This is a genomic window from Aquiflexum balticum DSM 16537 (assembly GCF_900176595.1).
GTDB lineage: Bacteria > Bacteroidota > Bacteroidia > Cytophagales > Cyclobacteriaceae > Aquiflexum > Aquiflexum balticum.
Genome location: NZ_LT838813.1, coordinates 4,664,190 through 4,689,823 on the forward strand (window position 1 = coordinate 4,664,190; position 25,634 = coordinate 4,689,823).

Consider the following 25,634-nt stretch of genomic DNA (forward strand, 5'->3'; position numbering starts at 1 on the left):
TTTTTTTTGAGATAAATAAATTTAAAGTTTGATTTTTCGGGTGATTTTTCATGCGTAATGAAAAGTTAGTCAATGGTTTACATAAGAATTCTATTTAAGTTTTAATTAGATTTAATGATACTCAATTACTGTGATGGTTTTTGGCCGGAAAGGAATCCCAATCCAGGCACTGTAATAAGAAATTCTGGGGTAAGTATTGCTTTTAAGTTTTCCATCTTCCCTTATTTGGAACGAACCAGTTCCATTCATATTCATTGCATTTGAAAAATCTCCTGACCCGTCATTGACCACCAAGAACGGGTTACTTACAGATTCACCATTTTCATTTATCATTTGAACCAGAACCTGAATATTTTCCTGTGTCAACATTTCTACCCAAAGGGTCCTGTTTTTCCCATCTTTGCTGACGGTTTCGTGAAGAGAGGAGTTGAAATTGACACCAGCTTCCAATTCCAATCTGAACCCGACCATTTGAGCATGTACCAAATCAAAGGTCATAAAGGCCAGTAATGATAAAATCAATATGTTCGGCTTTTCAATCATTGGAGACAAAGGATACGTTGATATTGATTTCTCCTTCATATCTGCCGGCAGCTACATTGCCTATTGGTCCAATATTTCCATAGAAATACAGGTATGCACGGGTCTTTGGTCTTGTAATGCCTCCAAACTCCGGTGAAGGAGGCGCAGCCGGCAGGCCACTGCTGTTCCTATTTACCGGAAAACTGATACTATTGAATCCCAAAGGAAGTTCTATGGCATTGAGCTTTCCCGAAACTTCATCTCCCGGACTTTGATTATTATAGGCCATTCGAAGTTGAAATGGAATACTTTCCGATGGATTATCTGAGAGAACAAATTGAATAGGAGCATCTACTTCCACGGTAAGGTCAAAACCCTCAGGAGCTTCAATTTCAAAAATTACAGCCTGATTATCGGTTAATTCAATCCCAACTGCTTCCGAATTAGGCAACAATACTCTTTTCTTTTGACTGAAGTCCAAAACGGGAAAAGCACCTTGTGGAGACAGGATATTGATATCATCACTTCCTGTCCATGTACTGAAGCTGATTCTTTGGGCATGTGCTTGGAACACTACTGCAAATCCGATCAGTAGATAGGTCAGAGACCATTTCATTTGGGGACGATATGTGGATTTTCCAAACTTCATATATATTCCAATTCGATTATAAATTCCGATAAATAAAGACCTGGCATGGCAGCGCTTAAATCGAGATTTGCACCTAACCAAACATATAATTCTCCGTCAGGTCCTATGGGAAACACACCTTCACCTACATCCAAAAGGGCACTTTGAAACTGAATATCATCAAAAGCTGCGCTCAAAACATATTCTGCATAGACTTCTCCCGGACCGGAGTTTTCTTCCTTGATCAACTCGTTTTGCAGATAAGTAATCCTGACTCTTGCACCTGGGGTACCCAGGATTTTGAACATTCCTGCAAAATCACTGTGGATAGGAGATACTTTTATGAAATCGCCCTCTACTTTTGGATTGATGAGATCAATATTCCTGATAGTCAGCATGAACAGGTTATCGGTGACTACTGCGGAAGCTTTGACTTCCATGGCAGCAATACGACCATTTTCCTGTGCAAAGGAATTTTCCAAACAAAAAATATTGATCACAAAAAATAAGGAGAGGAATATACGCATATCAGTTTTTTATAAGTTTTTTGGTGAAAGTATATTGGTCTGTCAATAAATGGACGATATAAAGGCCATTGGAAAGATTATTGTGAAAAGTCTCCCATTCCAATTCATGAATTCCTGTTGGATACACTGTCTTAGGAAACTGACCTTGCAGTCTGCCATGCGTATCATAAATCCTGATTTCAGCAGGCATGGCTTCAGGTAAGAAAAACCTGATTTTGACATTATTTTGAAATGGATTGGGATATGGATCAAATAACTTTGGCGCTGCAGGAAGATATTCCTGATTTCTACCATCGGGAGCTGATCCGATATAAATAGTAAATGGCCTGAATGGTTTACTTGGGTTTTTTCTGGCCAATGCTTCGTCATTGGTAAATGGAGAATCGAATATGACAGCCTGAGGAAGGAAAAAATCATCACTGAGCCTGTGGCTGGTATTTACCGGAGCTTCAAAGTTGAATACATGAACTGTCTGGGCCTGCATGTCAATAGCCATCTCCTGGAGATGATCCATCAGGAAAATCCCTTTATCTGCAGGCCATGTTTCCGGAAGCTTCCAATCCAGCAAAAAGGATCCTTTAACAGGAAATCCATCATTAGATGCTGCTATATGTAAAGGAATGATCCGCTCCTCCGCATCACCCAAAAGCGATTGATGGTTGATGACCATAGGTTGTTCTTCTGTCAAGGAACCATATGAATATAAAAACAACCAATTTTTGCTTAAGGACTCCAATTGGTACGCATCCTGAGGATCTTTGCCTTCTTTACCTTCTTTACCAAAGGATATAAATGAAGTTGCCTCCATTCCCTCTCCCATTACTTTGAGCGAGATGGCAAACGGTTCGTTTATTGTTTTCCTACCTAGAAAATCAACGGAAAAGTCTGTTTTGGGATCATTGTTGATCAATTGCAATGAAGGATTTGGAGCATTACTTTTGATCCAAAAAGCTTGAAAAGGAGCCAAAATACCATCATTCAGTGAACCAATGGTACCATTGTGGGTCAGGAAATTATTGGAGGCAGGATCCCATACATAAATGGTGTTATCCAAATTGGTCTTGACCCAGCCTGAACCCGCAAAAAAATTCAAATATGATGCTGTGGGATTTGAAATCAGGTTAAACCCTTCATTTTCCACGTTAATTTCTGTAAAATCATTACCAACTGAAACCAATTGATCTTCTCTTGGTGTAAAGGTTACTCCAAAATCGACGGCTCTATTTTGAAGATTGGGTTCAGTACCTGTTCCATTGGTAATCAAAGGCAAGTTGTCGCTATAGGTACCACTGTCTGGCTTAGCTTCACCATTAAAAACAAAAATATAGTGGCCCCTTCCAGTTGGTATCACGTCATTGATCTCATTGGGCATCCTCCATGCCTGCAATCCTGAACCCAAATCTGTCTCATCAAACCATAAAACATTGGGCTGAAAAGAAGGGTAATCTGATCCGGAAAAACCTTGACTTTCCAAGCTTCCCAAAAAATCTGCATAGGTGGTATTGACCGGAGTTCCAATCATACGCCAGCCTGCCGAACCCTGAAGTTCCTGTTGAACTTCCAGCAAAGGGTTGCTTGTACTGTAATTGAGATATCTGGAGCCGGGGTTCAAAACAATACGTCCATTTCCAATACTTGAAACAGCCCCTGAATTTTCTATCCGCAACAAAGCTGAACCATTCACTGATAACTGTGTCCCATCTGTTAGTTGGACGGGACTTTGAATCACCGCAGCACCGGAAATATTGGTATTCCCCTCTATAACTTTTAGTCCTGAACCAGTTATGGAGACCTGATTAAAGGTGCCTCCTGAAATTGATTTGATATCCGATCCCTGAAAAAGCACCACACCATTTCCCGGCTCGTAGGTTCCTGAAACCAGCCAATTGCCGCCAACCTCATGGGTAAAATCGCCTCCCTGAAATACAGCTTCAGCCTCAACGATCAAATCTCCAGCTATTTCCATAGATTGGACAGCTGCTGTTGTGGTTGTTCCGCCAAAAACAAGATTATTGCAGGTTCTTTCCAATCCAAGAGGTAAAGTTTTTATCCCTGTTCCGCTCAAAATAAGAATGCCGTAAATAGTGGGGGAAATGGGATTGGTAACATCTTGATTTGACCCATAATATTCCACACTACTGTCACAGGCAAACTGATGGGAGGCGAAATTTTCAGGTAAAGTGGAATTCCCTCCTATTCTCAATCCAGCTCCACTTTCCAGGATTAATCCTCCTAAGGCTGAACCTTGCAAAGTAAATTCACCTAAGTCAAGAATTCCATTAAAGACATTCAAGTCCCCATTTACCAGTGTATTTCGAAGCAGACTAACAGTTTGGTCTTGGTTACCACCCAAATTCTCTATAGTTAGATTATTTATTGTGGCAGGAAGTCCATTACCTACAATTTGATTACTATTTCCTCTGTAGATATAGTTGGCCTCGGAGGAATAATTTCTTGTACCTGTTACTTTTACCATACCATCAGGTCCTGATGCTGTAATACCTTCAGGGCTTTGAATTACCAAAGTAGCCCCTGATCCCAAAGAAAAATTCCCGGCTCCTAAAAAATTACTATTTGGAGAAATTCCTTCAAGATAAGAGCCGGGAGAAATTAAAAAATCAATTCTATTCGTTATTGTTCCATTAGAAGAGAAAGTCTGTGGTAAAGAACCATCACCTACAAAGGCAATCCTTCCTCTGCCTGTTCCTGTTTGAGTAATTGTACCGCCTTCATGAAGAAAATCTCCGTTTACTTCCACTACGCCCGTGGCCCCATTTACCCTCGTCATAAACAGTGAACCTCCAGAAATCTGAAAATCCCCGCCTACTCGGATGGTTCGGGTAGCATTACTGGTATTCCCAATGGCATAATTTCCACCAAGGACGATAAAATCACCGGACACATTCAGCGCAACTGTAGTCTGTCTAAGTTGGGTCGTGGAGATTCCATTATCTATGATCAAATCACCTCGAATACTTAGAGGTGAAAAATTCATTGAAGCAAATGTCATATTAGGAGACCTGAAAATAAAATTTCCAAAATTTTGGTTGGTCCCTAATATACCCGCGCCTATTAATCCTGAAATAATTACTGTGGAAGAAGCATTCCAAGATGCGATAGGTATATTGGTGGTATTTCTGGCATGTTCAAAAACTGAATTTGGTCCGAAAATCAGTCTTTGAACAGTTGTATTGGCAAAATTACCGCCCTCATTCCTTATTTTTCCGTTTACTGTCAGAATACAATTGGTACCATTGGTCCTTACATTCCCGTTGGTTCCAATCACAAGTTCACCATTGATTTCTCCGGTCGAATTTGTACCGAAGCTTATTCTCATCAGGGATGACCCGGAAATAGTAAGGGATGAATTTTCTTCAACCAAAAAATCAATCCCTGCCCCATTGTTAATAGTAAAATTTTGGTTGCTTATGGTAGAGGAAAGAGTAAGTGTGGTATTGTTGACTACAAACAAACCAGAAATTGTTTGACTTGGCGCACCAACAACAGACCAATTTCCTCCCATGTCAAAAACCAATCTGTCATTGTTGCGCAAGGTTGTTCTTGAAGGTGACCAATTCGATGGAGAAGTCCATGAACCACCATTCAGACCAACCCAAGTATAGGTGATCTGTGCCATGGACTCAATGCAGGTAACTATCATCATCGATAGGATAGATACTGCAATCTTCCAATTAATGGTTTTCCACAATATTTTTTTTAAAAATGGACATTCTACTTTTGAAGAGTTAGGTAACGGTTGAAAAACAACCGGAGGTATTAGCAATACAGAGGGCAATCTTAAAACTAACTTGAATAAACATTCAGTTTAAATAAAGCCTTCTGTGTTTGGGTAATTAAACTCAGAATCGAACTTTGGTAAAATCGAACCTGTAAAGAATTTATTCGGGTAATTGGCGAAATTCAATTTTCATTAGTAAGGGTGAGACAAACTTTTCGCTTCGATTTTTGAGTAATACACAATAGGTGAAGTCGGATATTACTCGTAAAATTTTGCACTAAATGATTCATTGAATTTTTCGAAATATAAATAAAAATTGCATTAACCAAACATTTTATAATAAAATAAATGATTGACATATTAAATATGGTGTATTTCTACGATATTCGATATATTTAATTATCTATCTAATTTGTATTATCCGACTAAAAATTTGAATTTCATAGCATTTTTGGATTGAATTGAATGTTAAATAAAAAATTGAAAAAAAGATTGTTTTTTTTCATACCCCTATCGATTTTCACTTGGTTTTGGCAAAGATTACCACTTGATTTTGGCCTAAAAAATTCCACTTTTTTGAATTTTTATATGTAAAAAAGAGAGGTTTTCAAAAGGTATTGAATCCACTAAAAATCCGCTTTTTAATTATTGCCGTTTTTTTGAAAGAACCCAATTTAAATACAAAAATATGGATATACGCTTCTTTGCAAGTAAGCAATTAATCTTCTTCAATCGGGATGGAAGACCGAAGTCGGAAGACCGATGTATCGGCATTTCAGTCCTCAGACGAGAATTAACATAGATGTCCAATCTACCGGCATAATTGAGCACCTACATATACAAAAATATTTTTTTATGCCTCTCCAAATTCATCCCAAAATAATACTCTTTGAAGAATGGCCCCGGCAGGCTTTCTAAGTTAACGGCAAAATAATCTGTGGCTACTTGTTATTTCGGATATAAACGAATCTTTATAAAGTCATCAAATCCATTCCAACTTTTCAATGGTTTGGGAAGATTTAGTTTCTCCTGTATGCTTGGTACTTTTGGGTTCAATCAACATAACGTGTACTTCTTCCCCTTCTTTGGTCCAAGGAAAATGCTCCACGCCTTTTGGGACAATCAAAATCTCACCTGGCCCGGTAGCAATCCTTTTGCCATCCTTAAAGTCCATCATCAAGGTTCCGGAAATCACCACAAACATTTCATCTTCATCCTGATGACTATGCCAGACCAATTCCCCATTTAATTTGGCGAGTTTAACAAAATTCTCATTGAGCTCCCCAATAATATAAGGATGCCAAAAATCGGAGATCTTACCGAATTTTTCCTGCAGGTTTGTTTTCATAAGGTCTAAGAATATTTGTCTTGAATTGAATCTTAAATTTCAATTTATAAAGACTAATATGATTCCAAAAGAATCAAAAACCAAAAGGATACTTTACTCATTAAAACACTTTTAACAAGTTTTATTTTGATCTCACCTCTACTTTCTAGGATCTCGCCTCTTTTTGTACTCGGTTCGCAGCTTGCGAAGTGGCGGAAATCGAAGCACAAATTTTCAGTTTTGCACAAAAAAATCGAAGAACTGCAGTTGATTTTAGCACTGAACCCGCCATTTTTCCAAACTGCTGCTGCCACAGTTTATATTATTTCATTTAAGCTATTGTCTTTCCGCAGTATATTTTCACTTGATTCATACAATGAAGATGCAGCCTTGTTAATTTTATCAACCGATACTTTTTTCCATTGGTTAATATCTGAGTTGAAATCGGAATTGAATATCAATTTCGACATATTTTGAATCAAAATGTAATTGGCGTACGGATGAGAATTGTCCCTGTTTGCTTTATTTGCCCCAATCATAAAAATTCCTATTTTATCATAAATTGTTTCTTCGGTATAGTACATTAATTCAATAACCTTAGACCTATATTCCAAATCAGCAGAACTTAAGTTTGGGTAATTATTTAAATCAGTAAAATGTAAACTTTCATGTTTTAAATAAGAAACTTCAAAAGTTTCTGAATTTAAATCGTAACTACCTTTATTACAGTAAAGAGTTGCAGATTCTTTTATAGCCCAGCCACCAACTTGAGAATCGCCAGCTGTTGCAAATTCATCATATCCGTTTATATGATAGCTTTCAATAAAAACAACAGTAGTTTTTACAGTGTCTTTTGGTAAGATAACTTCATACTTTTTAGTGCTTTCTTTATTCCAAATAAATATCTCTTGAAAACCATTTCGGAATTTAAAATCTACTTTAAACCCTTCTTTTTCAATTATTTCTTTCAAAACAGAGTCGTCTTTAACATTCTTGCTTAAGCTATCTTTTGAAAGTCTTGTTAACTTGTTGGATAGTACATAGTCAGTGATGTTATTATAAAGCGTGGAGTCTGTTCTGCTTTCTGGCAAGGGTTTCATCAGTTCCACTCTCCAATATTCACGGTAAATGTTTGAAATGTCGTTAACTATTTTGTTTCCAGAGGTATTTTCAAACACTTCTTCTTTTGAAACAAAACGAGCATACATTTTTTTCTTCCATCTTTGATAAATAAAATTCAATATCGGATTTGAGAAACTTTTTCTTTCTTCCATTTTGATAAAAGCAGTGCTAACATCTCCAACACCTGCTAATGATACAATTTCTCTAAAACTTTGTCTATCGTTGTCAAAATTGTGTCTTCCATAAAAGAATAGAGCAACCAATATTGAGATGCTAATAAGTAAAATGTTTCTTGTTTTTTTCTTCATTTGGTTTTAATTGTGGCTAACTCTTGGCTACCCGATACTCGGGACAAGCTTTTGATCTTGTCTCTTGGATCTACCTTCATCCTTCATCCTTTATCCTTCATCCTTTTCTATCACTCACTCTTCAAAGTGCTCGACGGATTAATCTGTGCCGATTTCAAAGCCTGTAAAGTGACAGTCAAATAAGCAATTGAAAGAATTACAGCGGCTGCTGTTGGAATAAACCACCATTCAAATTCTATTCTGTAAGCATATCCGGAAAGCCATTCCTGCATGGCCCAATACGCCAATCCTGATCCCAAAAGAATGGAAATGGATACGATGGCTATAAATTCCTTATTGATGACATTCAGGATTGAAAATGTAGTAGCGCCCAATACTTTTCTAATTCCGATCTCTTTTGTTTTTTGCTCCGCAATATGTGCGGACAATCCCAACAAACCCAAACAGGAAATCAAAATAGTCAGGATGCTGAAGTATTTGGCAAGTTCCCCTATTTTCACATCTTCACTGTACATCCGGGCATAATTTTCATCCATAAAGGAATACTGAAAAGGAAAATCAGGATTGATTTCCAAGGCAAGATTTTCAATGGAAGAAATGGTGTTTTGGATATCTCCCGTACCTACTTTGATAAAACAATTGGATGCAAAAGAAGGGTCAAGTAAGATAATTACAGGTTCCATGGCCTGATGGAAACTCTGAAAATGAAAGTCATCCACCACTCCTGTAATAATCCTGTCATCGCCCCACAAATTGAATGATAAAGCATCAGGATTATTTTCTGTTATCAGTTCATAAGCCCTCTTATTGATAATTGCACCCTGAATGGAATCCGCTCCTTTTTCTCTTGAGAAATCTTCTCCTTTGATCAACTGTAAACCCAAGGTTTCTATAAACCCATAATCCATCCGCATAATTTCAAACAGCGCATTGAAATCAGGATCTTTGCCTTCCCAATTGACATCACCCGTATTTGAATTCCTTCCCAAAAGCGAATGGGTTGACCGGCTGATAGACCTGACTTCATTGTTTTGGTCAAGACGGTTTTTGAACACTTCATAATTGTCCATCAGTTTTCCTTCCAAAGGAACCACCAGTAATTGCTCTTTGTCATATCCCAGGTTTTGGTTCAGGGCAAAATTGATCTGCTGATAAACGACCAAGGTGGAAACAATCAAAACGGTAGCAAGAATAAACTGAAAAGTCACCAAACCTTTTCTGGCCATAACTACTCCCTTACCTGCTTTTGTATGGCTTTTGAAAACTGAAACTACTTTTGTGGCAGAAAGGTAAAATGCCGGATAACTCCCTGCTACCAAACCGGTAAACAACATGATGCCCAACAACTGTAGCCAAAACATCCCATCGGCATAAGGCACGGACATCACCTTGCCGGTCAGGGTATTGAATATGGGCAAAGTCAATTCTACCAACAAAAGTGAAATGGCAGTGGCAAATACAGTCATCAAAAGTGATTCACTTAGAAATTGGTTGACCAAAGCGCCTTTTTCAGCCCCGACCACCTTTCTGACCCCAACTTCTTTGGCCCTTTTCTGGGATTTGGCAGTGGAGAGGTTCATAAAATTGATACAGGCTATCAGCAATACGAATATACCGATGACCGAAAATAACCTGACATATTCAATTCTTCCCCCTTGCTGGATTCCATCTTTGAATTTTCCATGGAGATATAGTTCTGATTGGGGATAGGCAAAAAGTGTGACATTGCTTCCGTCATTTTTTTCCACGATATAATCTGCAATACTTGCTGAAAAAGCCTGCCAATCTGCATCCTTATGCAGTTTGACAATGGTACTTGGACCGTTATTCCCCCATTCTTTCAACCAGGAATTATAGGGCTTGTCCAACATGAATTGGAAAGGCAGAATGTAATCGAAATCAGCATATGAATCTTTGGAAAAAGGAGCCAAAACGGCCTTAACAATAAAGGAATTCTCTCCTTCTGTTTCTTTCATCACCACCGATTCCCCGATCACGTCCGTTTTCCCAAACAATTTGATGGCAGCATCTGCAGTCAGGACGATATGGTTTATTTCACTCAATGCCCGGTTCCTGTCACCGTGAAGAAAAGCATACTGCATTATGTGGAGGTAATCTTCTCCGGCAAAAAAACCATTCAATTTGAGCCTGGTATTTTCTTTGACAAAAAGATTTTCCTGACTCCAAGAGTATGTGGCCGACTTTTCTACCTCAGAAAAATATTCCTTTAAATCATTTGCCAGGATGCCGGGAGTTGATGTGATGGTAAAAATATCAGATCCGTAGCGTTGATGTTCCATGATGCGGTAAACCTGGTCAATTTCAGCAAAATCCCTACCCGCATTCAGTTCGGATTTGACCCAAAGACCAATCAGAATAGCAGCCCAAAGACCCAGCGCCAATCCAAACAGGTTGATAAAGAAGGTGAGCTTGTGCTTGGCAAAGCCACGGAGTGCGATTTTAAAGTTAGTTTTAAACATATTTCCTGGGATTATAATTTTTCCGCTTAATTTCTGAATTGGAATTTATGATTGATATAAGGTGAAAAATGATAGATATAAATTGAAATATTTTTTACACTGTCCTTTTTCAAATTTCTAGGCATCGGAATATTTCTTCGACATTTCACAAAGTATTTCTATACAAATACATAATTCTACCTTCTGATCACTTATTCATCTGTCAAACTGTTCACCGGATTGGCAATGGCTGCACGGATGGCCTTGGAACCTACTGTAAATGCTGTTATCAGTAAGGAGACCAACAGAACCATTACAAATAAACTTATTGAAATAGGTGTTTTATATGCAAATGAGGCCAACCATTCCTGAACCATATAGTACGCCAGAGGAATAGCAACTGTAAAAGCCACCAATACCATCAAAATAAATTCTTTGGAGATCATTACCGTAATCTGTGAAACTGTGGCACCCAAAACTTTACGGATACCTATTTCCTTCACTTTTTGGCCTACCATGAAAGAAACCAAACCATACAAGCCAATGCATGAAATCAATATCGCCAATAAGGCAAATATTTTATATACTGTGGCCAGTTTTTGCTCATTTTCATAAAATGCTGCAATGGATTCATCTAAAAATTCTGCCGTATAGATTTGCTCTGGATAGATATTTTCAAATTGGTCCTGTATGTCAGCTAATTTGGAAGCATTGATACCACCTTCCAACTTTACTGCCACCAATGAGTACCTGCTTTTTTGGGTAGTAATCACCAACTGCTTCATTTCCTCACGAAGTGAATTGACTGTAAAATCTTTGACTACACCACTTATAGGTACCCATTCACTGGCACCCAAACGGATATTTTTTCCAATCGCCTCTTCAGGCGATGGTATAAGAAGTTTTTTGGCCATGGTTTCATTGATCACAACATTTCGGATGGAATCACTTTTTACATAAGCCTGTCCCGCCACAAACTCCATTTCAAACAAATCAAAATAAGCTTCATCAGCAAATTTCAAAAATGCCGGGAAGATGATGTCTTCATTTCTATTATCAAAATAGAAATTGGTTGCTGAATTGCTACCGGAAGAGGGGACGTCAGAAGCAAGACTTGCTCCGATAATTCCAGGGATTCTCAGCAGTTCTTCCTTGAATCCATCTATCCGTGTCTCAGTATCGCTGTTTTCTGAAGGAACCTGGATAAAATAGACAGCATCTTTATTGAACCCCAAATCCATATTTTGGATAAGATTCATCTGCTTAATGGCAATTAAGGTACCTATCATTAAGACTTGTGCAATGGTAAACTGAAGGATAACCAAGCCCCTACGGATAGAAACACCTCCGATATCAGCACTTTGAAATTTATTTTTCAATGCTTTGACTGGCTGGTATTTGGAAACAATAATCGCAGGGTAAAAACCTGAAAACAAAGTCAGCACACCTATCAAACCAGAAATAAACGCAATGATTGGCCATTGAAGCAAGCTTAAAGTAGCTGGGACATCTGCAATTTTATCCAAAAATGGCAATAGGAAATTGGCTAATAAAAAAGAGAAAAAAGAAGCCAGTAGAACAGTAAGGAATGTCTCTCCAAAGGATTGTAGAGCAATTTGTACTTTGGATCCACCCATTACTTTCCTCACCCCGATTTCCTTACTTCTGCCAATGGCCTGTGAAGTGCTTATATTTACAAAATTAATAGATGCCATGATAAGGATAAAAATACCCACAAGCATCAAAGTCTTGATGGTGGATTGCCTGACCATTCTCCCTGTCAGGGGTTCATATAAGGGATTAAAATGGATATCACCCAAGGGTTGCAGGTGATGGGATTTGGTGGAAACGCTTCTGCCTTCGAAATGCTTTTTGGAAAAATCCGCTAATTGGGCTTTTTCTTTAGCCAAATCAGTAGTTGGGTTGGTCTTAACATATACCTGAAAATTACTCCCTGTACTCCCCCACTCCTCCAAATCATACCCAAAAGCATCCTGATGGGATCGCATGGTTTCGAAAGAAGACATTAAATTAAAACCAAAGTTGCTGTTTTCAGGGATATCCTTGACTACTGCCCCTACCAATAATTCTACTCCATTGGTCAATTGCAGGGTTTTACCCTGAGCAATTTCCCAACTGCCAAAATACTTTTCCGCTTCTGATTTGGTCAATACCACATGATCTGGCAGATCCAATACAGATGCATTGCCTACCAAAAACTCAAGGTCAAAAAGGACAGCATAATCAGAAGTGGAGGAAAAAAAGCTTTCAGATTTATACTTATCAAATTCTTCTCCAGCTCCTTTCAATACATTCACTTGTACCGAAAAATGAGAAACAACCGGAACCACTAGCTCAAAACTCAAAGGTTCTTCCCGCAAGGCATCCGGAAAAGGATTGGCTACTCCAGGAGTGTAGTCTGTGGCCGTATCATAATGGTCCTGCGTTACTATTCTGTAAATTTGATTGTAATTACTTAGAAACTTATCATAACTCAATTCATATTGTACCACAACAAAAATCAATAATGCAGCTGTGACCCCAATGGTCAATCCCAGGATATTGATGACTCCGATCCATTTACTTCGGGTCAATGTGCGCCAAGCGATTTTAAAGTAATTTTTGAGCATGATTGATGATTCATTTTGATAAAGAAAAACCCAAACATCGAAATAATAAGCATATTCAAATAGAGTAAAACCAGATTCATGCCATGTCAAAACTTCAAATTTCTACTAAAAATGAACCTTTCTATATCAATAACCTGAATTTTTCGGACAAAAACGTCCGAATGCGGTCGAATATATCTTAGGCAATCTAATCATGATCAAAGGAGTTCAGTGTTGATTTTATCTTTGGGAGATAAAGAAAATCCCTTATCCGGGAAGCGCCTTTTTGAAAGGAATCAACACTACCCTGGAGAGAAGGTACTTTCCAGCAAAACAACTTCAATAAATCACTCAGAACTCAGCGAATTGACGGGATTGTTGATCGCGGCTTTGAAAGCCTGAAAACTGACAGTTATCAAGGCAATCAACAGTACTATTACAGCTGCTCCGGCAAAAATCCCCCAGCTAAGATTTATTTTGAATGCATAATCCTGAAGCCAGGAATTGGATAGGTACCATGCCAAAGGGATAATGACTATGATTGATATGAGGACAAGTAATACGAAGTCCTTGACAATGAGATATAGAATGGAATTGATGGAGGCACCCAATACCTTTCTTACACCTATTTCTTTTTTACGGTTCTCAACAGTAAATGCAGCCAATCCGAACAATCCCAAACAGGAAAGAAAAACGGCAATAACCCCAAAATACCTGGCGAGCTTTGAAACCCTTTGCTCTTGAAGGTAAAGCGTCTGAAAATCTTGATCCATAAAGCTGTAATCCATCTTTTGGGCCAATAGACCTTCAAATAATTCCGAAATGGAAGCAATGGTTTCAACTTGGTTTTCCCCCTCTATCCTGAGAATGACTTTCTGCATAAAAGTATTATCGTATTTCAAGAATGCCGGCTTGACAGTCTCTTTTAGGGATTCAAAATGAAAGTTCTTCAATACTCCGATTACTTCTTTGTCTTCGCCCCAAAGATTGACAGTGGCCCCAATTGGGTTTTCCAGACCAATTACCTTGACGGCTTCCTCATTGAGGATTATTTTACTCTTTTCATCACCGAAATCAGGAGAAAAAGACCTCCCTGCGAGTAGTTCAAATTCCATGGTTTCGATCAAATCCATGTTGACAGTAATGTTCTCAAATTTGACCTGTTCATCTGGATTTTTACCTTCCCAAGTCAATCCAATCGTGGAACTCATCAAACCAATTAATGGATGGGAAAGGCTTGAAGCATTTTCCACTCCCTGAATTCTTTTTACTTGATCCAGAAACAATTCCAGTTGAGCATTGGAAAGTGAGGAGGAACTCACCTGAAGTAAATTGGATTGGTTGTAGCCGAGGTTTTGATTTTGGATAAAAGACATCTGCCTCCCAATCACCAGGATTCCGATTATCAATAAAAGGGAAATGGAAAACTGAAATACTACCAATCCCTTCCTTGCCAATAGCTCGCCAAAACTTCCTTTGATATTGCTTTTCAGAATCTGAACAGGTTTGAACTTAGAGAGATAAACAGCAGGATATATTCCCGCCATGAGACCGGTTACGATCCAAACGGCAGTCAACATCAGCATCAGACTCAGGTCAACATCCATTTTCAAGTCTTTCATGGATACTTGATTGAAAAATGGTTGGAGAAGTTTGGCACATATCAGCGCAGTAACCAAGGCCAAAAAAGTGAGCAATAAGGTTTCTACCATAAATTGAGTGAATAAACCCGCTCTGCTTGCACCCATCGATTTCTTTACCCCTATTTCCTTGACCCTGTTAATGGTTCTTGCTGTCGTCAAATTCATAAAGTTGATACAGGCAATCAACAAAATGAACAAGGCTATGCCTGAAAAAATCCAAACGTAATTGATCCTTCCGCCGACAACTTTGCCATTTTCAAAGGTGCCATACAAATAGGTGTCCTCAAATGCCTGTACGAAAGGTGTTACATTACTTTCAGTTTTTCTGTCTTTTATAAAGTCCTTGATCTGTGAATTAAAAGCATCAACGTCTGTTCCTTCTCTCAGCAACAAAAATGTACCTGCATTGAAATTATCCCAATGGGCACCATCGCCAAGCATGTTTTTGAAAAATGAAAATGATAAAAGGAATTCGGGTTTATCCACATCCAAGGATCCAAAATCCCGATATACCCCACTTACTATGACATCATTTCCGAATTCAAAAACCGACCATTTCAGGGTTTTGCCCAAAGCTTCTTTGGAGGAACCGAAAATATTTTTGGCGGTAGTCTCTGATAGGACCACGCTGTTGATGTCATTTAGAGCCTGACTTTTATCTCCAGCCAAAAATTCAACATTGAAGACATCCAGGTATTCCTGATCTACAAACAAGCCATCAGCCAATTGAACGTCACCTTCACTTTCAAAAGAAACATCCTCGATAAAAGGAGAATAGGCAATTGCCTTTTCAACTTGGGACAGTTCGGTTCGCATTGCTTCCGCCATTTCGGCCGGTGTAATGCCTATGGTAACCATACCTGTAGAATTATCATGATTGGTGAATACTGCATAAATCCGATCCCCAAGGTCATGATATCGATTAACACTCAGTTCATCTTTTACCCACATCATGATAAGAATCACAGTGGTGAGTCCCAATGTAAGTCCAAGGAGATTGATCCCGAAAGTCATCCGGTGCTTCTTGAAATTTCTAAAAGCGATTTTGAGGTAGTTGGTTAACATAGATGTAGGAGTTCCTTAGTTTTAAAAAAATATAGTTGTAAACAGACCAGTGTCAGTTGACAGATGCTAACATCCGTCATCCGACATCGGACATCTGTCAGTTTTTCAAATATGAAACTGCTCCCTAATATTCTCTGTCACTACTTTTCCGTCAAACAGATTGATAATGCGGTGTGCATAATTGGCATCATGCGGAGAGTGGGTTACCATCACGATGGTAGTTCCCTCATTGTTCAGTTCCTCCAAAAGACGCATCACTTCTTCGCCATTGGCAGAATCCAGGTTACCGGTAGGTTCATCGGCGAGTATGACAGCTGGTTTGGCCACAATGGCCCTGGCAATTGCCACCCTTTGCTGCTGACCACCGGAAAGTTGTTGCGGAAAGTGGTCTTTTCGATGCATAATCCCCATTCTGGTAAGGACTTCTTCTACCCTTCTTTTTCGCTCATCTGCAGGGGTTTTTAAGTACAAGAGTGGCAATTCCACATTTTCATAACAGGTAAGTTCGTCAATCAGATTGAAACTCTGGAATACAAAGCCAATATTCCCCTTTCTGAGTTGTGAACGTTGTCTTTCGGAGAATTTTGCCACCTCTTTTTCCATGAAGTAATATTCACCGGAATCAGGGTTGTCCAATAAGCCAATGATATTGAGCAAGGTGGATTTGCCACATCCTGAAGGGCCCATGATAGCTACAAATTCGCCTTTTTTGATTTCGATCTGAATTTCATCCAAAGCGGTAGTCTCTACTTCCTCAGTGGTATAGAGCTTTTTAAGATTGACTGTTTTGATGATGTTTTGCATGTTGTAATTGTTTGATGACCGATGACCGATGTCCGATGACCGATGTTGGAAATCGGAATGCTTGATTTAGGTATTGTTTAATTAATTGATTTTTGATAAATGATTGAGAGCCAATGTTGGATGACCGATGATTGTAAACTGATTTTGGGTTTCACAGAATAAATTTTTATTTGATTTTTGATTTGAAGGAATTCATCATGTTCATGAGATAAAAGGCTTCGTCATACAATATTTTAAATTCACTTTCATTTATATATCTTCTTCTTTTGGACTTATGCAAGCATGTGACTACTTCAGCAAGAGACCTGATAGCGTACCCTAAGAACCTATTGAATTCCAGATTTGACTGACCAATAGAACCTTCCGAAATGTTTAAGGCAATAGAATCGGAAGCCTTCCTAATCTGGGAAATGAGATTGAACTTTTCCTCATTTGGAAATTTTGAACTCATTTCAAATACCTCCTCTCCAAAATCCATGGCCTTTTGCCAAATGGTCAGTTTTTCAAATTTAAATTTCATGATTTCTATGGTTTAGGTTTAGAATTTTATTTAATCCAAAATACCAAAACCAAATCAATGAAAATAAAATACGATAAAACTTAACCGTTTATTTAACTATCTATCCTTCCTCCTTTATTGAAACCCAACATCGGTCATCCGTCATCTGACATCTGACAAACCCTATTTCAAATTCAACACCTCATTCTTCCCAAAATTCTCATAGCCGGAGACAATCACTTTTTCTCCGATTTCAAGCCCTTCGATCACTTCGTAGAATTCAGGGTTTTTTCGACCAAGACGGATGTTTCGTTTTTCTGCTTTGCCGGTCTGTTGGTCTACCACAAATACCCAATTCCCTCCGGTATCTTTATAAAAGCCCCCTGTTGGCAACAGAACTGCCTGATTGCTTTCACCCAATTCCAATCTGATCCTTACAGTCTGACCTCTTCGGATTCCCGAAGGTGCCTCATCTGTGAAAAACATATCCACCTCAAACCTTCCCGCGGCCACAGTAGGATAGATTTTACCGATTTCCAATTCATAGTTGCCACCTGAAAATGAAAATGTCCCTTTCAATCCTGTGTAAATCCTTGGAAGATACAGTTCATCTATTTGTACCCTGACTTTGAACTTATCCAGAATATCTATCTGTCCGTATCTTTCTCCGGCACTAATGGATTGTCCAACTTCGATTTGCTCCGTGGAAAGCTGCCCCGTAATCGGTGCCCTTACAGCAAGGTTGTCCAAAATCTGACCTACTCCATCCAGGGATTGATTCATCCTTCTTTCAGAATCAGCCAGTTGCCTTTTTTGGGCCACACGTGAAATAGAATCATTGCGGTAGGCTGCATAAGTCAATTTTCTTCGTTTGACATTGTATTCATATTGTTCTTTGACTTCTTCAAATTCCCTGTCTGAAACCAACTTCTTTTCATGAAGCTCTTTGAACCTTTCATATTGGGGCTTCAGCAGGCTGATCTGATAATCGATCTCTGCAAGTTGACCTTGCTGACTGAGGTCATTCTGATCCAATTGCAACCGGACTTGCCTGAGATTATTGATCTGGAAATACAAACCGGACTCTCTTTCCATTACTTCCAATTGCAGCTTACTGTTGGAAAGCAACAATATGGTATCACCGGCATTGACGAACGCTCCTGATTCTCGCACAATTCTGGCAATATTACCGCCTTCAAGTGCATCAAGAAAAAAAACTTCACCGGGTTCTATGTTTCCGCTTACGGGTATATAATCTGTGAATTCTCCTTCCTTGACTGTAGCGATAGTGATGCGTTCCATATTGACATTCATGGAAGACCTGGAATCAGCAAAAAGCAATTGGTATACGACAAATCCTATCAGTAACGTTCCTCCTGCGATCATCGCTATGAACTTTGGTGTCCAGGTCTTTTTTTCAATCTTTCTATCCATGGTGATATTTTCCATTTAATCGGTTGATCTGTTAATGCCAATTAATATGCCATGAGCAAAAGGGCCAAAAAAACCCAAAAAGGGCATCTTGGTTTTTGTTGCCAGATTTTTTCGAACAAAATTGTCCGCCAGCGACCAAAAAACAAGCGAATCAGTGCAGTCAGTCTTTTCAAAGTTTATAGCTATGAAATGAAAAAATGGCGTAATTTTAATCCATTGACCGATTTTTGAAAAACATTGTCCGATTGTATCATTTCGGTACAAGGTTTGGGTAAAAGAAGGAGAAAGGATGTACAAAGTACTAAGTACAATGTACCAAGTACGAGTTTAGAATTCGGAAGCAAATAGAGAAAAGGAAAAAGGGATGAAGGAGTGACAGTTGCTTTGTCAGATGACCGATGACCGATGTTGGGGAATATGGAGTGGAAAAGTAGGAAGGAGCGGGTTTCTGTCTTGATACCCCAATTCTCGAGACAGACTTTGGTTCTTAGTTCTTGGATCGTGATTCTTAATTCTCGCTTCTCGCTTCTCGGTTCTCGCTTCTTGATTCTTGGTTCTAGCCTCTCGCTTCTCGCTTCTCAAATCTCACGTCTTATGTCTCATATCTCACGTCTCACGTCTCACGTCTATAAATGAAAGAACAAAAAAGCGGAAAAATTCTGATTGTCGATGATAATGAGGATTTATTAAAAGCAGCCAAAATATTTTTAAAGCGGCATTTTGGTCAGGTGGATACCGAAACAAATCCAAGTTTACTACCGATACTGATCGTGAACGAACAGTACGATGTCATCATGTTGGACATGAACTTTACCAAAGATGTCAGTAGCGGACAAGAGGGATTTTATTGGCTGGATAGGATTCTGGAATTGGACTCTTCAGCAGTGGTGGTACTGATCACTGCATATGGAGATGTCAGCACTGCGGTGAAAGCCATAAAGGAAGGTGCAACTGACTTTGTGTTAAAGCCTTGGGAAAATGAGAAGCTACTGGCCACCCTGAATTCTGCCCTCCAACTCCGCCAATCCAAACTGGAAATATCTGAACTGAAAAATCAAAAACAGCAGCTCTATCAGGATATAGACAGTAAATTCAAGGATATTATTGGCCAAAGTGCCCCTATGTTAAAAGTTTTTGAAACCATTGAACGGGTGGCAGCCACCGATGCCAATGTTCTGATATTGGGTGAAAATGGAACCGGTAAAGAGCTGATAGCTCGTGCCATCCACCGCTATTCGAAACGACACAGAGAGGCTTTTGTCGGCGTGGATTTGGGATCAATTACAAGCACCTTGTTTGAAAGTGAACTTTTCGGCCACAAAAGAGGGTCTTTTACAGATGCCAAAGAAGATAGGGCAGGCAGATTCGAACAGGCAAATAAAGGAACTCTGTTTTTGGATGAAATCGGAAATCTCCCCCTACCCCTGCAAGCCAAGCTGCTGGCCGTCCTCCAAAATAGGGAAGTTACACGTGTAGGTTCCAATAAAGTAACTCCTGTAAATATTCGCTTGATCTCAGCCACCAATATGAATATCCATAATATGGTATATGACAACTCCTTCCGACAGGATTTGCTCTACAGGATCAATACCATAGAAATTACCCTGCCACCTCTCAGGGAAAGGCTGGACGATATCCCTTTGTTGGCCAACCATTTTATAGAAATCTACTCCAAAAAATACAACAAAGATATCCGAAAAGCAGGGGAAGCATTGATCAAAAGAATGCAGAAATACCATTGGCCGGGAAATATCCGGGAACTGCAGCATAGTATTGAAAGGGCTGTAATTATGACCGCCCACAGTATCCTCCAACCCGAAGACCTGTTTATGCAGAAACAACTTGCTCCCGAAAAACAAGAGGAAATGGTCAGCCTGGATCATCTCAATATTGAGGATGTAGAAAAAATCCTGATCCGAAAAGCCCTTCAAAAACACAATGGGCATATTACAAGGGCAGCGGAAGAATTGGGTTTGACGCGTTCTTCCCTTTACAGAAGACTGGAAAGATATGGGCTTTAAATCATTTACTATTGGCATCATTATCAGAGTAATTCTGATTGTCGTAGTGGCCTATGTTGGTGTTTTCTTTTTTATGAAAAACCAATCCATGCTTCAGGGCATCTTGTTTTCTGTCATTGTATTATTCCTGACGTTCAACCTGATTTCTTTTGGAAACACTACCAATAGAAAAATCACACGGTTTTTGGAATCCATCCGCTATTCTGATTTTTCTTCCTCTTTCACCAAAGACAGTAAACTGGGCAGGTCTTTCAAGGAAATGAATATGTCTTTCAATGAAGTCATCGATGCATTCAAAAAGACGAGGGCTGAAAAAGAAGAACAGATGCTGTTTCTCCAGATTATGATTCAGCATATCAATACGGGAATATTATCTTTTGACAATAACGGAAAAATCGGTGTCATCAACGGGGCCGCCAAACAATTGCTGCAGATTCCCCAATTCAAAGATATCAATGACCTGGGCAAACTTTCCAGAGAGCTACTCAGAAATGTGCTTCAGTTAAAACCCGGAGGTTCCTTTTCCATCAAAATCAATTCAGATCTTCACCTCAATGTGCAGTCTGCTTCCTTCAAGATGGAGGGGCATAGCTGGACCCTCTTGTCATTTCAGAATATCAAGTCAGAATTGCAGAAAAATGAGCTTCAGGCCTGGCAAAATCTGACCAGGGTACTACGCCATGAAATCATGAATTCCATGACTCCCATAGCAAGTCTGGCCAACTCACTGGGCACGATATTGGAAGAAGATATTCAGGAAAAAGAAAATGGGGTTCTGGAACTGGAAAAGGAAACCTATTTGGACCTGTCTGAAGGATTGGAAACAATTTCAAAGAGAAGTGTGGGTCTGGTGGATTTTGTAAATGCTTACAGGGACTATACCAATATACCTCAACCCGATTTAAAACGCTTTTCCGTTCATGAACTTTTTGAAAATATCTGTGTCCTTTTAAAAGAAGAACTCCTGCTCCATGATATCAAGCTGATTCCAAAAATACAGCCCTCAGATCTGGAAATTATCGCCGATCAAAGTTTGGTTCAAATGATTCTGATCAACCTGATCAAAAATGCAAAAGAAGCCATGAGCGATGCAAAAAACAGAACCATCTTACTTACGGCCGGAACTGACAACCAATCCGTCCCATATATTCAGGTCACTGACCATGGCGAGGGAATAGTACCTGAAGCAATCGAACGTATTTTTGTCCCATTCTTTACCACCAAAAAAACCGGCAGTGGCATAGGCTTGGCCATTTCCCGTCAGATTATGAACATGCATAAAGGAAGCCTGGATGTGGAGTCAGTGGTTGGGGAGAAGTCGGTGTTTACCTTGAGGTTTGGTTAGGTGGGGATTTTTGATTTTAGATCTTAGATCTTAGATTTTTGATTAAGATAAATGTTCGGAAGAAACATGAAAACCAAAAATAATGTAAATTCCGGATAGGATATTTGCAATTACATTGTCACAATTTTGTTATACTTTGACGGTCAAACAAAAATAACCTACACTATGAAAACCGCTGGATTAATATTATTGATTTTAGGAGGCATTGGCACCGTGGTTTTTGGGATTCAGGCCATGCAGGATTCAGATAGCTTTAGTTTTTTGGGTATGGATATCGCAGTCAGCACAGCCAATTGGACACCTGTGATTATTAGCGCCGTCCTTTTGGTTATCGGTTTGGTCATGACTTCCCGAGGTAAAAAATAGATTTTTAATGGATTTTCGGAAGGAAATTCATTATTTTCTTTTGCATTCCCGGTCTTGAAATTGCCTCTGATTTTTTGACCCCTGCTTTAGCTGAAATAAAAAAGTCCTCCAGCCTGCCTTGGCTTTAGCCAAATCACCCCCCATTCTTGAATTGATTGGAACGATCCAATTATTGGGATTTTGATATTGTGAATTAAGGCTAAAATCATATTAATATATTTTTGGATGATATTTTGACCAAAAACAAGAAAGTGTGACAATACCAGTCACAGTTGAAAAATACCGTGTTTAGGGTATTTTTTGTCAAATTATAATCCCTTAGTTTAGTAAAATCAAAAAAATCAGGAAAAATCAGTTTCCCGAATTCTTGGAATTCTTCTGGATTTCCTCCAACCTTTTGAGAAATTCTTCCCTGGTCAGAGATTTAGCATGTTTTAGCCTTTTGGCCAGTTCGGCTTCGGGGTCTTTGGCAAAGGGATTATGGGGACTTTTGGGATTCATAAATGAAAGATAATTAATCAAATTATAATTTAGATTCCAAGAAATAAAAAGTTTAAAAAATGGCGAAACAATGATAACAACCTTATACAAATTCGCAGAACTTCTAAAAGACAAACCTGATCTACAAACCTATTTCAGCCCGGCTGAGAATCCATTTGAGGGTAGAGAGTCAAGCGGAAAAGTGCTTGTCGGTATTTTTGAAGATCAAAATTTCAAAGGATTTGATTTGGAGGACTTTAGACCTGATTATATCAAAAAATATTTGTATAGAAGACCTGCTGGAGCAAGAGGAACCAATATTGTCCCAACTTTGATCGTCAACAGACAAGACCCAGAGAAAACTTTCGGAAAAATTAAGCAGAGTTTTATAAACCTAAGTCCCCAACTTGTTGGTAAAAATCAATTGGAAAATATCGAAATCGATTTTCTAAGCCATGAATTTAATCCTGCGTATAGCTATTTGGTGACATTCAAAATCGACGGGGACTATTTAGGGGAAAAGGAAGATTTGGTCAAAAGGTTCAATAGTGAAGCATACACAAAATACTTCAAAAAGAATTACGGAAACTCCAAAAAGAAAAACCAGATATGTGCACTTACGGGCAAAACTTCAACAGTTTACGGTTTTGTAGATACTTTAGGATTTACTGTTGATGCGGATTCTTTCAGAAGAAATGGATTTGATGCTTCGAGCTCTTACAAAATGTTCCCAGTTTCTGAATCGGCTATTCCAATTTTAGAGGGAGCAAGAGGAATTTTACTGAATAAATTAGCATCCAATTTTTTTGGGCAATATAAATATGCAGTCATTCCGCACTTTGTTTTCCTAGAGGATAAGGATTTAGGCGAAATAATAGCAAAGACTTTCTTAGAAAAGGCGGCCTTTAATGCTGATTCAAAAGATTTAGGTTCTGATGCATTTATCAATGATTCTGAATCGTTGCTCAAGGAGATCATTGCTGACAAAATGCTTAAAAGCTCAGATATTTTATATGGTATCTTATTTTTTGAACAACAACAAGCGCAATTCAAGATCCATCTTGAAATTTCAGATGTCATTCCATCAAGAATTGCGAAAGTGATGGATTCAAAGCGACAAGCAGAAAATCGGTACAAATGGCTGACTTCCTATCAAACCAAAGATGGAAATCTCATTACCCAAAGAATTACACTTTTCAGATTAAAGGAGTATTTCCAAACAGGAGAAAAAAATCTGCAGCCGGCATATTTCAAATTAGTAAACAGCATCTTTACCGGTCAATACTACGATGATTCAAAGATATTAACATTGATATTAAATACTTGGAAATCGTCTTTCAAAAAACACTTCCATGATGAAGAAAACCGGTTCAATACAACGGTAAAACATGCTTTTGCTAACCTATATTTTCTTCATTTACTAGGCTTATTTAAAAAACAAGAAAACATGTCAGAAATCAAAGAACAAACTGAGAAACAAGATGCCTTTGGATTTATTGAAGCACACCCTGCTTATTTTTCCAAAGAATATCTAAAAGGCTCCTTTCTTTTTGGGTGCCTAACTGCCAGGTTATTGTATAACCAACCCGGTAATGCATTCATGAAAGAATTGAATGGGCTAAACATTGACAAAGAGTTGGTGACTAAAAAATTTCCAAAACTTATTTCCAAGCTTAGACAGTTTGGAAAAGAATTCCCAGACTTGGAAGCAGCAGCACAACGGTATTTTGCGATAAATGACAAAGCGACAAAAGATGAAATTTCCTTTGCCTTTACCATGGGACTTGTACTCCAAAAAGATTTCGACAAAATAAATAAAGCAAACAACAACCTTAAACCAGAAGACAATGAATAATGTACAAAACAGAAGCGAACTGATTTTTCTTTATGACCTGAAATACGCTAACCCAAATGGTGACCCAATGGATGCCAACAGGCCAAGAATCGACGAAGACTCTAATCATTGTCTCGTTACAGATGTAAGACTAAAAAGAACTATTCGGGATTATTTTTTAAATCAAGGGTATGATGGGACGGAAGGAAGCCGGGGAGATATTTTTATTAGGGATGAAGATGGTAAACCAGTTACTGGCAAAAAAAGAGGGGATTCCTACGATAATGCAGACGAATTTAAATCAAAGTTTATAGATGTCAGACTTTTTGGAGGTGTTTCGGCTGTAGAAAAGAAAAAATTCAATTATACCGGTCCTGTCCAATTTGGAATGGGAAGATCCTTGCATCCAGTTAAAGAGAATTTCATTAAAGGCACTGGAGCTTTTGCCACCAAAGAAGGTGCAGAGCAAAGAACTTTTCGTGAAGAGTACAACATTACCTATGGATTAATTGGCTTTCATGGTATAATCAATGAAAACGCTGCTAAACATACTGAACTAAAGGAGGAAGATGTAAGCATTTTATTGGAAGGAATGTGGAAAGGAACCAAAGATTTAATTTCCAGATCAAAGAAAGGCCATATGCCAAGGCTCCTCATTAAAATTGACTATCAGCCAGGGTTCTATATCGGAGATTTATTAGAGCTATTATCTTTAGATATTAAGGGAGAAAAAGAGTCGAATCAGCTAGAAGATGTCTCAGATTATATTGTCAATACCCATGCTCTAAATAAAATGTTGAAAAAGCATGAGTCAAAAATAATTTCAATTTCAGTTGAGAAAGATGAAAGACTAGAAATGTCTGAGCCAATTTTAAATGCCAACACCCTAAATCTAATCTGAA

18 protein-coding genes are annotated in these 25,634 nt (G+C 38.6%); 5 read left to right on the plus strand and 13 right to left on the minus strand.

All coding sequences use genetic code 11. The annotated features are described in order from the left end of the window. Positions 1-111: 111 nt before the first annotated feature. The 12 genes from B9A52_RS19645 to B9A52_RS19700 form a co-directional block, all read right to left on the minus strand. Positions 112-522 carry a hypothetical protein gene (locus B9A52_RS19645; protein WP_157370223.1) on the minus strand — a complete coding sequence of 137 codons (411 nt, stop codon included), beginning with the start codon at positions 520-522 and terminating at the stop codon, positions 112-114. Positions 523-535: 13 nt separating this feature from the next. Continuing rightward, entirely contained in the window at positions 536-1,171 is a 636-nt protein-coding gene (locus tag B9A52_RS19650; RefSeq protein ID WP_084122101.1) for a hypothetical protein, read from the minus strand. Further along, a complete protein-coding gene (locus B9A52_RS19655; RefSeq protein WP_084122104.1) occupies positions 1,168-1,677 on the minus strand; it encodes a hypothetical protein in 510 nt (169 codons plus the stop codon). Before B9A52_RS19655 ends, B9A52_RS19650 begins: the two co-directional genes overlap by 4 nt. 1 nt (position 1,678) lies before the next feature. Continuing rightward, positions 1,679-5,386, minus strand: a complete 3,708-nt coding sequence (locus B9A52_RS19660; RefSeq protein ID WP_157370225.1) for a T9SS type A sorting domain-containing protein — start codon at positions 5,384-5,386, stop codon at positions 1,679-1,681. Between the two features lie 1,012 nt (positions 5,387-6,398). Further along, positions 6,399-6,764, minus strand: a complete 366-nt coding sequence (locus B9A52_RS19665) for a cupin domain-containing protein (protein WP_084122108.1) — start codon at positions 6,762-6,764, stop codon at positions 6,399-6,401. A gap of 296 nt (positions 6,765-7,060) precedes the next feature. Then, positions 7,061-8,173 (minus strand): hypothetical protein, encoded by a 1,113-nt coding sequence (locus tag B9A52_RS19670; RefSeq protein ID WP_084122110.1) that lies wholly within the window; start codon positions 8,171-8,173, stop codon positions 7,061-7,063. Between the two features lie 110 nt (positions 8,174-8,283). Next, positions 8,284-10,653: an ABC transporter permease gene (locus tag B9A52_RS19675; RefSeq protein WP_084122111.1), complete on the minus strand. Its 2,370-nt coding sequence runs from the start codon at positions 10,651-10,653 to the stop codon at positions 8,284-8,286. 191 nt (positions 10,654-10,844) lie between these two features. After that, positions 10,845-13,262 (minus strand): ABC transporter permease, encoded by a 2,418-nt coding sequence (locus B9A52_RS19680; protein ID WP_157370226.1) that lies wholly within the window; start codon positions 13,260-13,262, stop codon positions 10,845-10,847. 326 nt (positions 13,263-13,588) lie between these two features. Continuing rightward, positions 13,589-15,949, minus strand: a complete 2,361-nt coding sequence (locus tag B9A52_RS19685; RefSeq protein WP_084122115.1) for an ABC transporter permease — start codon at positions 15,947-15,949, stop codon at positions 13,589-13,591. A 105-nt stretch (positions 15,950-16,054) separates the two neighbouring features. Continuing rightward, complete coding sequence (locus tag B9A52_RS19690; protein WP_084122116.1) at positions 16,055-16,753, minus strand: ABC transporter ATP-binding protein; 699 nt, start codon at positions 16,751-16,753, stop codon at positions 16,055-16,057. 166 nt (positions 16,754-16,919) lie between these two features. Next, entirely contained in the window at positions 16,920-17,273 is a 354-nt protein-coding gene (locus B9A52_RS19695) for a four helix bundle protein (protein ID WP_084122117.1), read from the minus strand. A 162-nt stretch (positions 17,274-17,435) separates the two neighbouring features. Then, entirely contained in the window at positions 17,436-18,701 is a 1,266-nt protein-coding gene (locus tag B9A52_RS19700; protein ID WP_231955323.1) for an efflux RND transporter periplasmic adaptor subunit, read from the minus strand. Between the two features lie 617 nt (positions 18,702-19,318). On the opposite strand from B9A52_RS19700, the gene B9A52_RS19710 reads away from it, so the two are divergent. The 3 genes from B9A52_RS19710 (at position 19,319) to B9A52_RS19720 (ending at position 22,418) form a co-directional block, all read left to right on the plus strand. After that, on the plus strand, positions 19,319-20,707 hold the full coding sequence (locus B9A52_RS19710; protein WP_084122120.1) for a sigma-54-dependent transcriptional regulator: 1,389 nt from the start codon (positions 19,319-19,321) through the stop codon (positions 20,705-20,707). After that, positions 20,697-22,052, plus strand: coding sequence for a sensor histidine kinase (locus B9A52_RS19715; protein ID WP_084122122.1), 1,356 nt, complete (start codon positions 20,697-20,699; stop codon positions 22,050-22,052). The genes B9A52_RS19710 and B9A52_RS19715 overlap by 11 nt, the downstream gene beginning before the upstream one ends. A gap of 165 nt (positions 22,053-22,217) precedes the next feature. Further along, positions 22,218-22,418, plus strand: a complete 201-nt coding sequence (locus B9A52_RS19720; RefSeq protein WP_157370227.1) for a hypothetical protein — start codon at positions 22,218-22,220, stop codon at positions 22,416-22,418. Between the two features lie 351 nt (positions 22,419-22,769). Here B9A52_RS19720 and B9A52_RS25695 read toward each other — a convergent pair whose 3' ends face one another. Continuing rightward, the gene (locus tag B9A52_RS25695; protein ID WP_157370228.1) at positions 22,770-22,919 is read right to left on the minus strand and encodes a hypothetical protein; all 150 of its coding nucleotides are present in this window, start codon (positions 22,917-22,919) and stop codon (positions 22,770-22,772) included. Positions 22,920-22,989: 70 nt separating this feature from the next. Between B9A52_RS25695 and B9A52_RS19730 the strand changes: the two genes are divergently transcribed. Both B9A52_RS19730 and cas7b read left to right on the plus strand, forming a co-directional pair. Next, a complete protein-coding gene (locus tag B9A52_RS19730) occupies positions 22,990-24,753 on the plus strand; it encodes a TM1802 family CRISPR-associated protein (protein ID WP_084122128.1) in 1,764 nt (587 codons plus the stop codon). Beyond that, entirely contained in the window at positions 24,746-25,633 is an 888-nt protein-coding gene (gene cas7b, locus B9A52_RS19735; RefSeq protein ID WP_084122130.1) for a type I-B CRISPR-associated protein Cas7/Csh2, read from the plus strand. Before B9A52_RS19730 ends, cas7b begins: the two co-directional genes overlap by 8 nt. The last annotated feature ends 1 nt before the right edge of the window (position 25,634 follow it).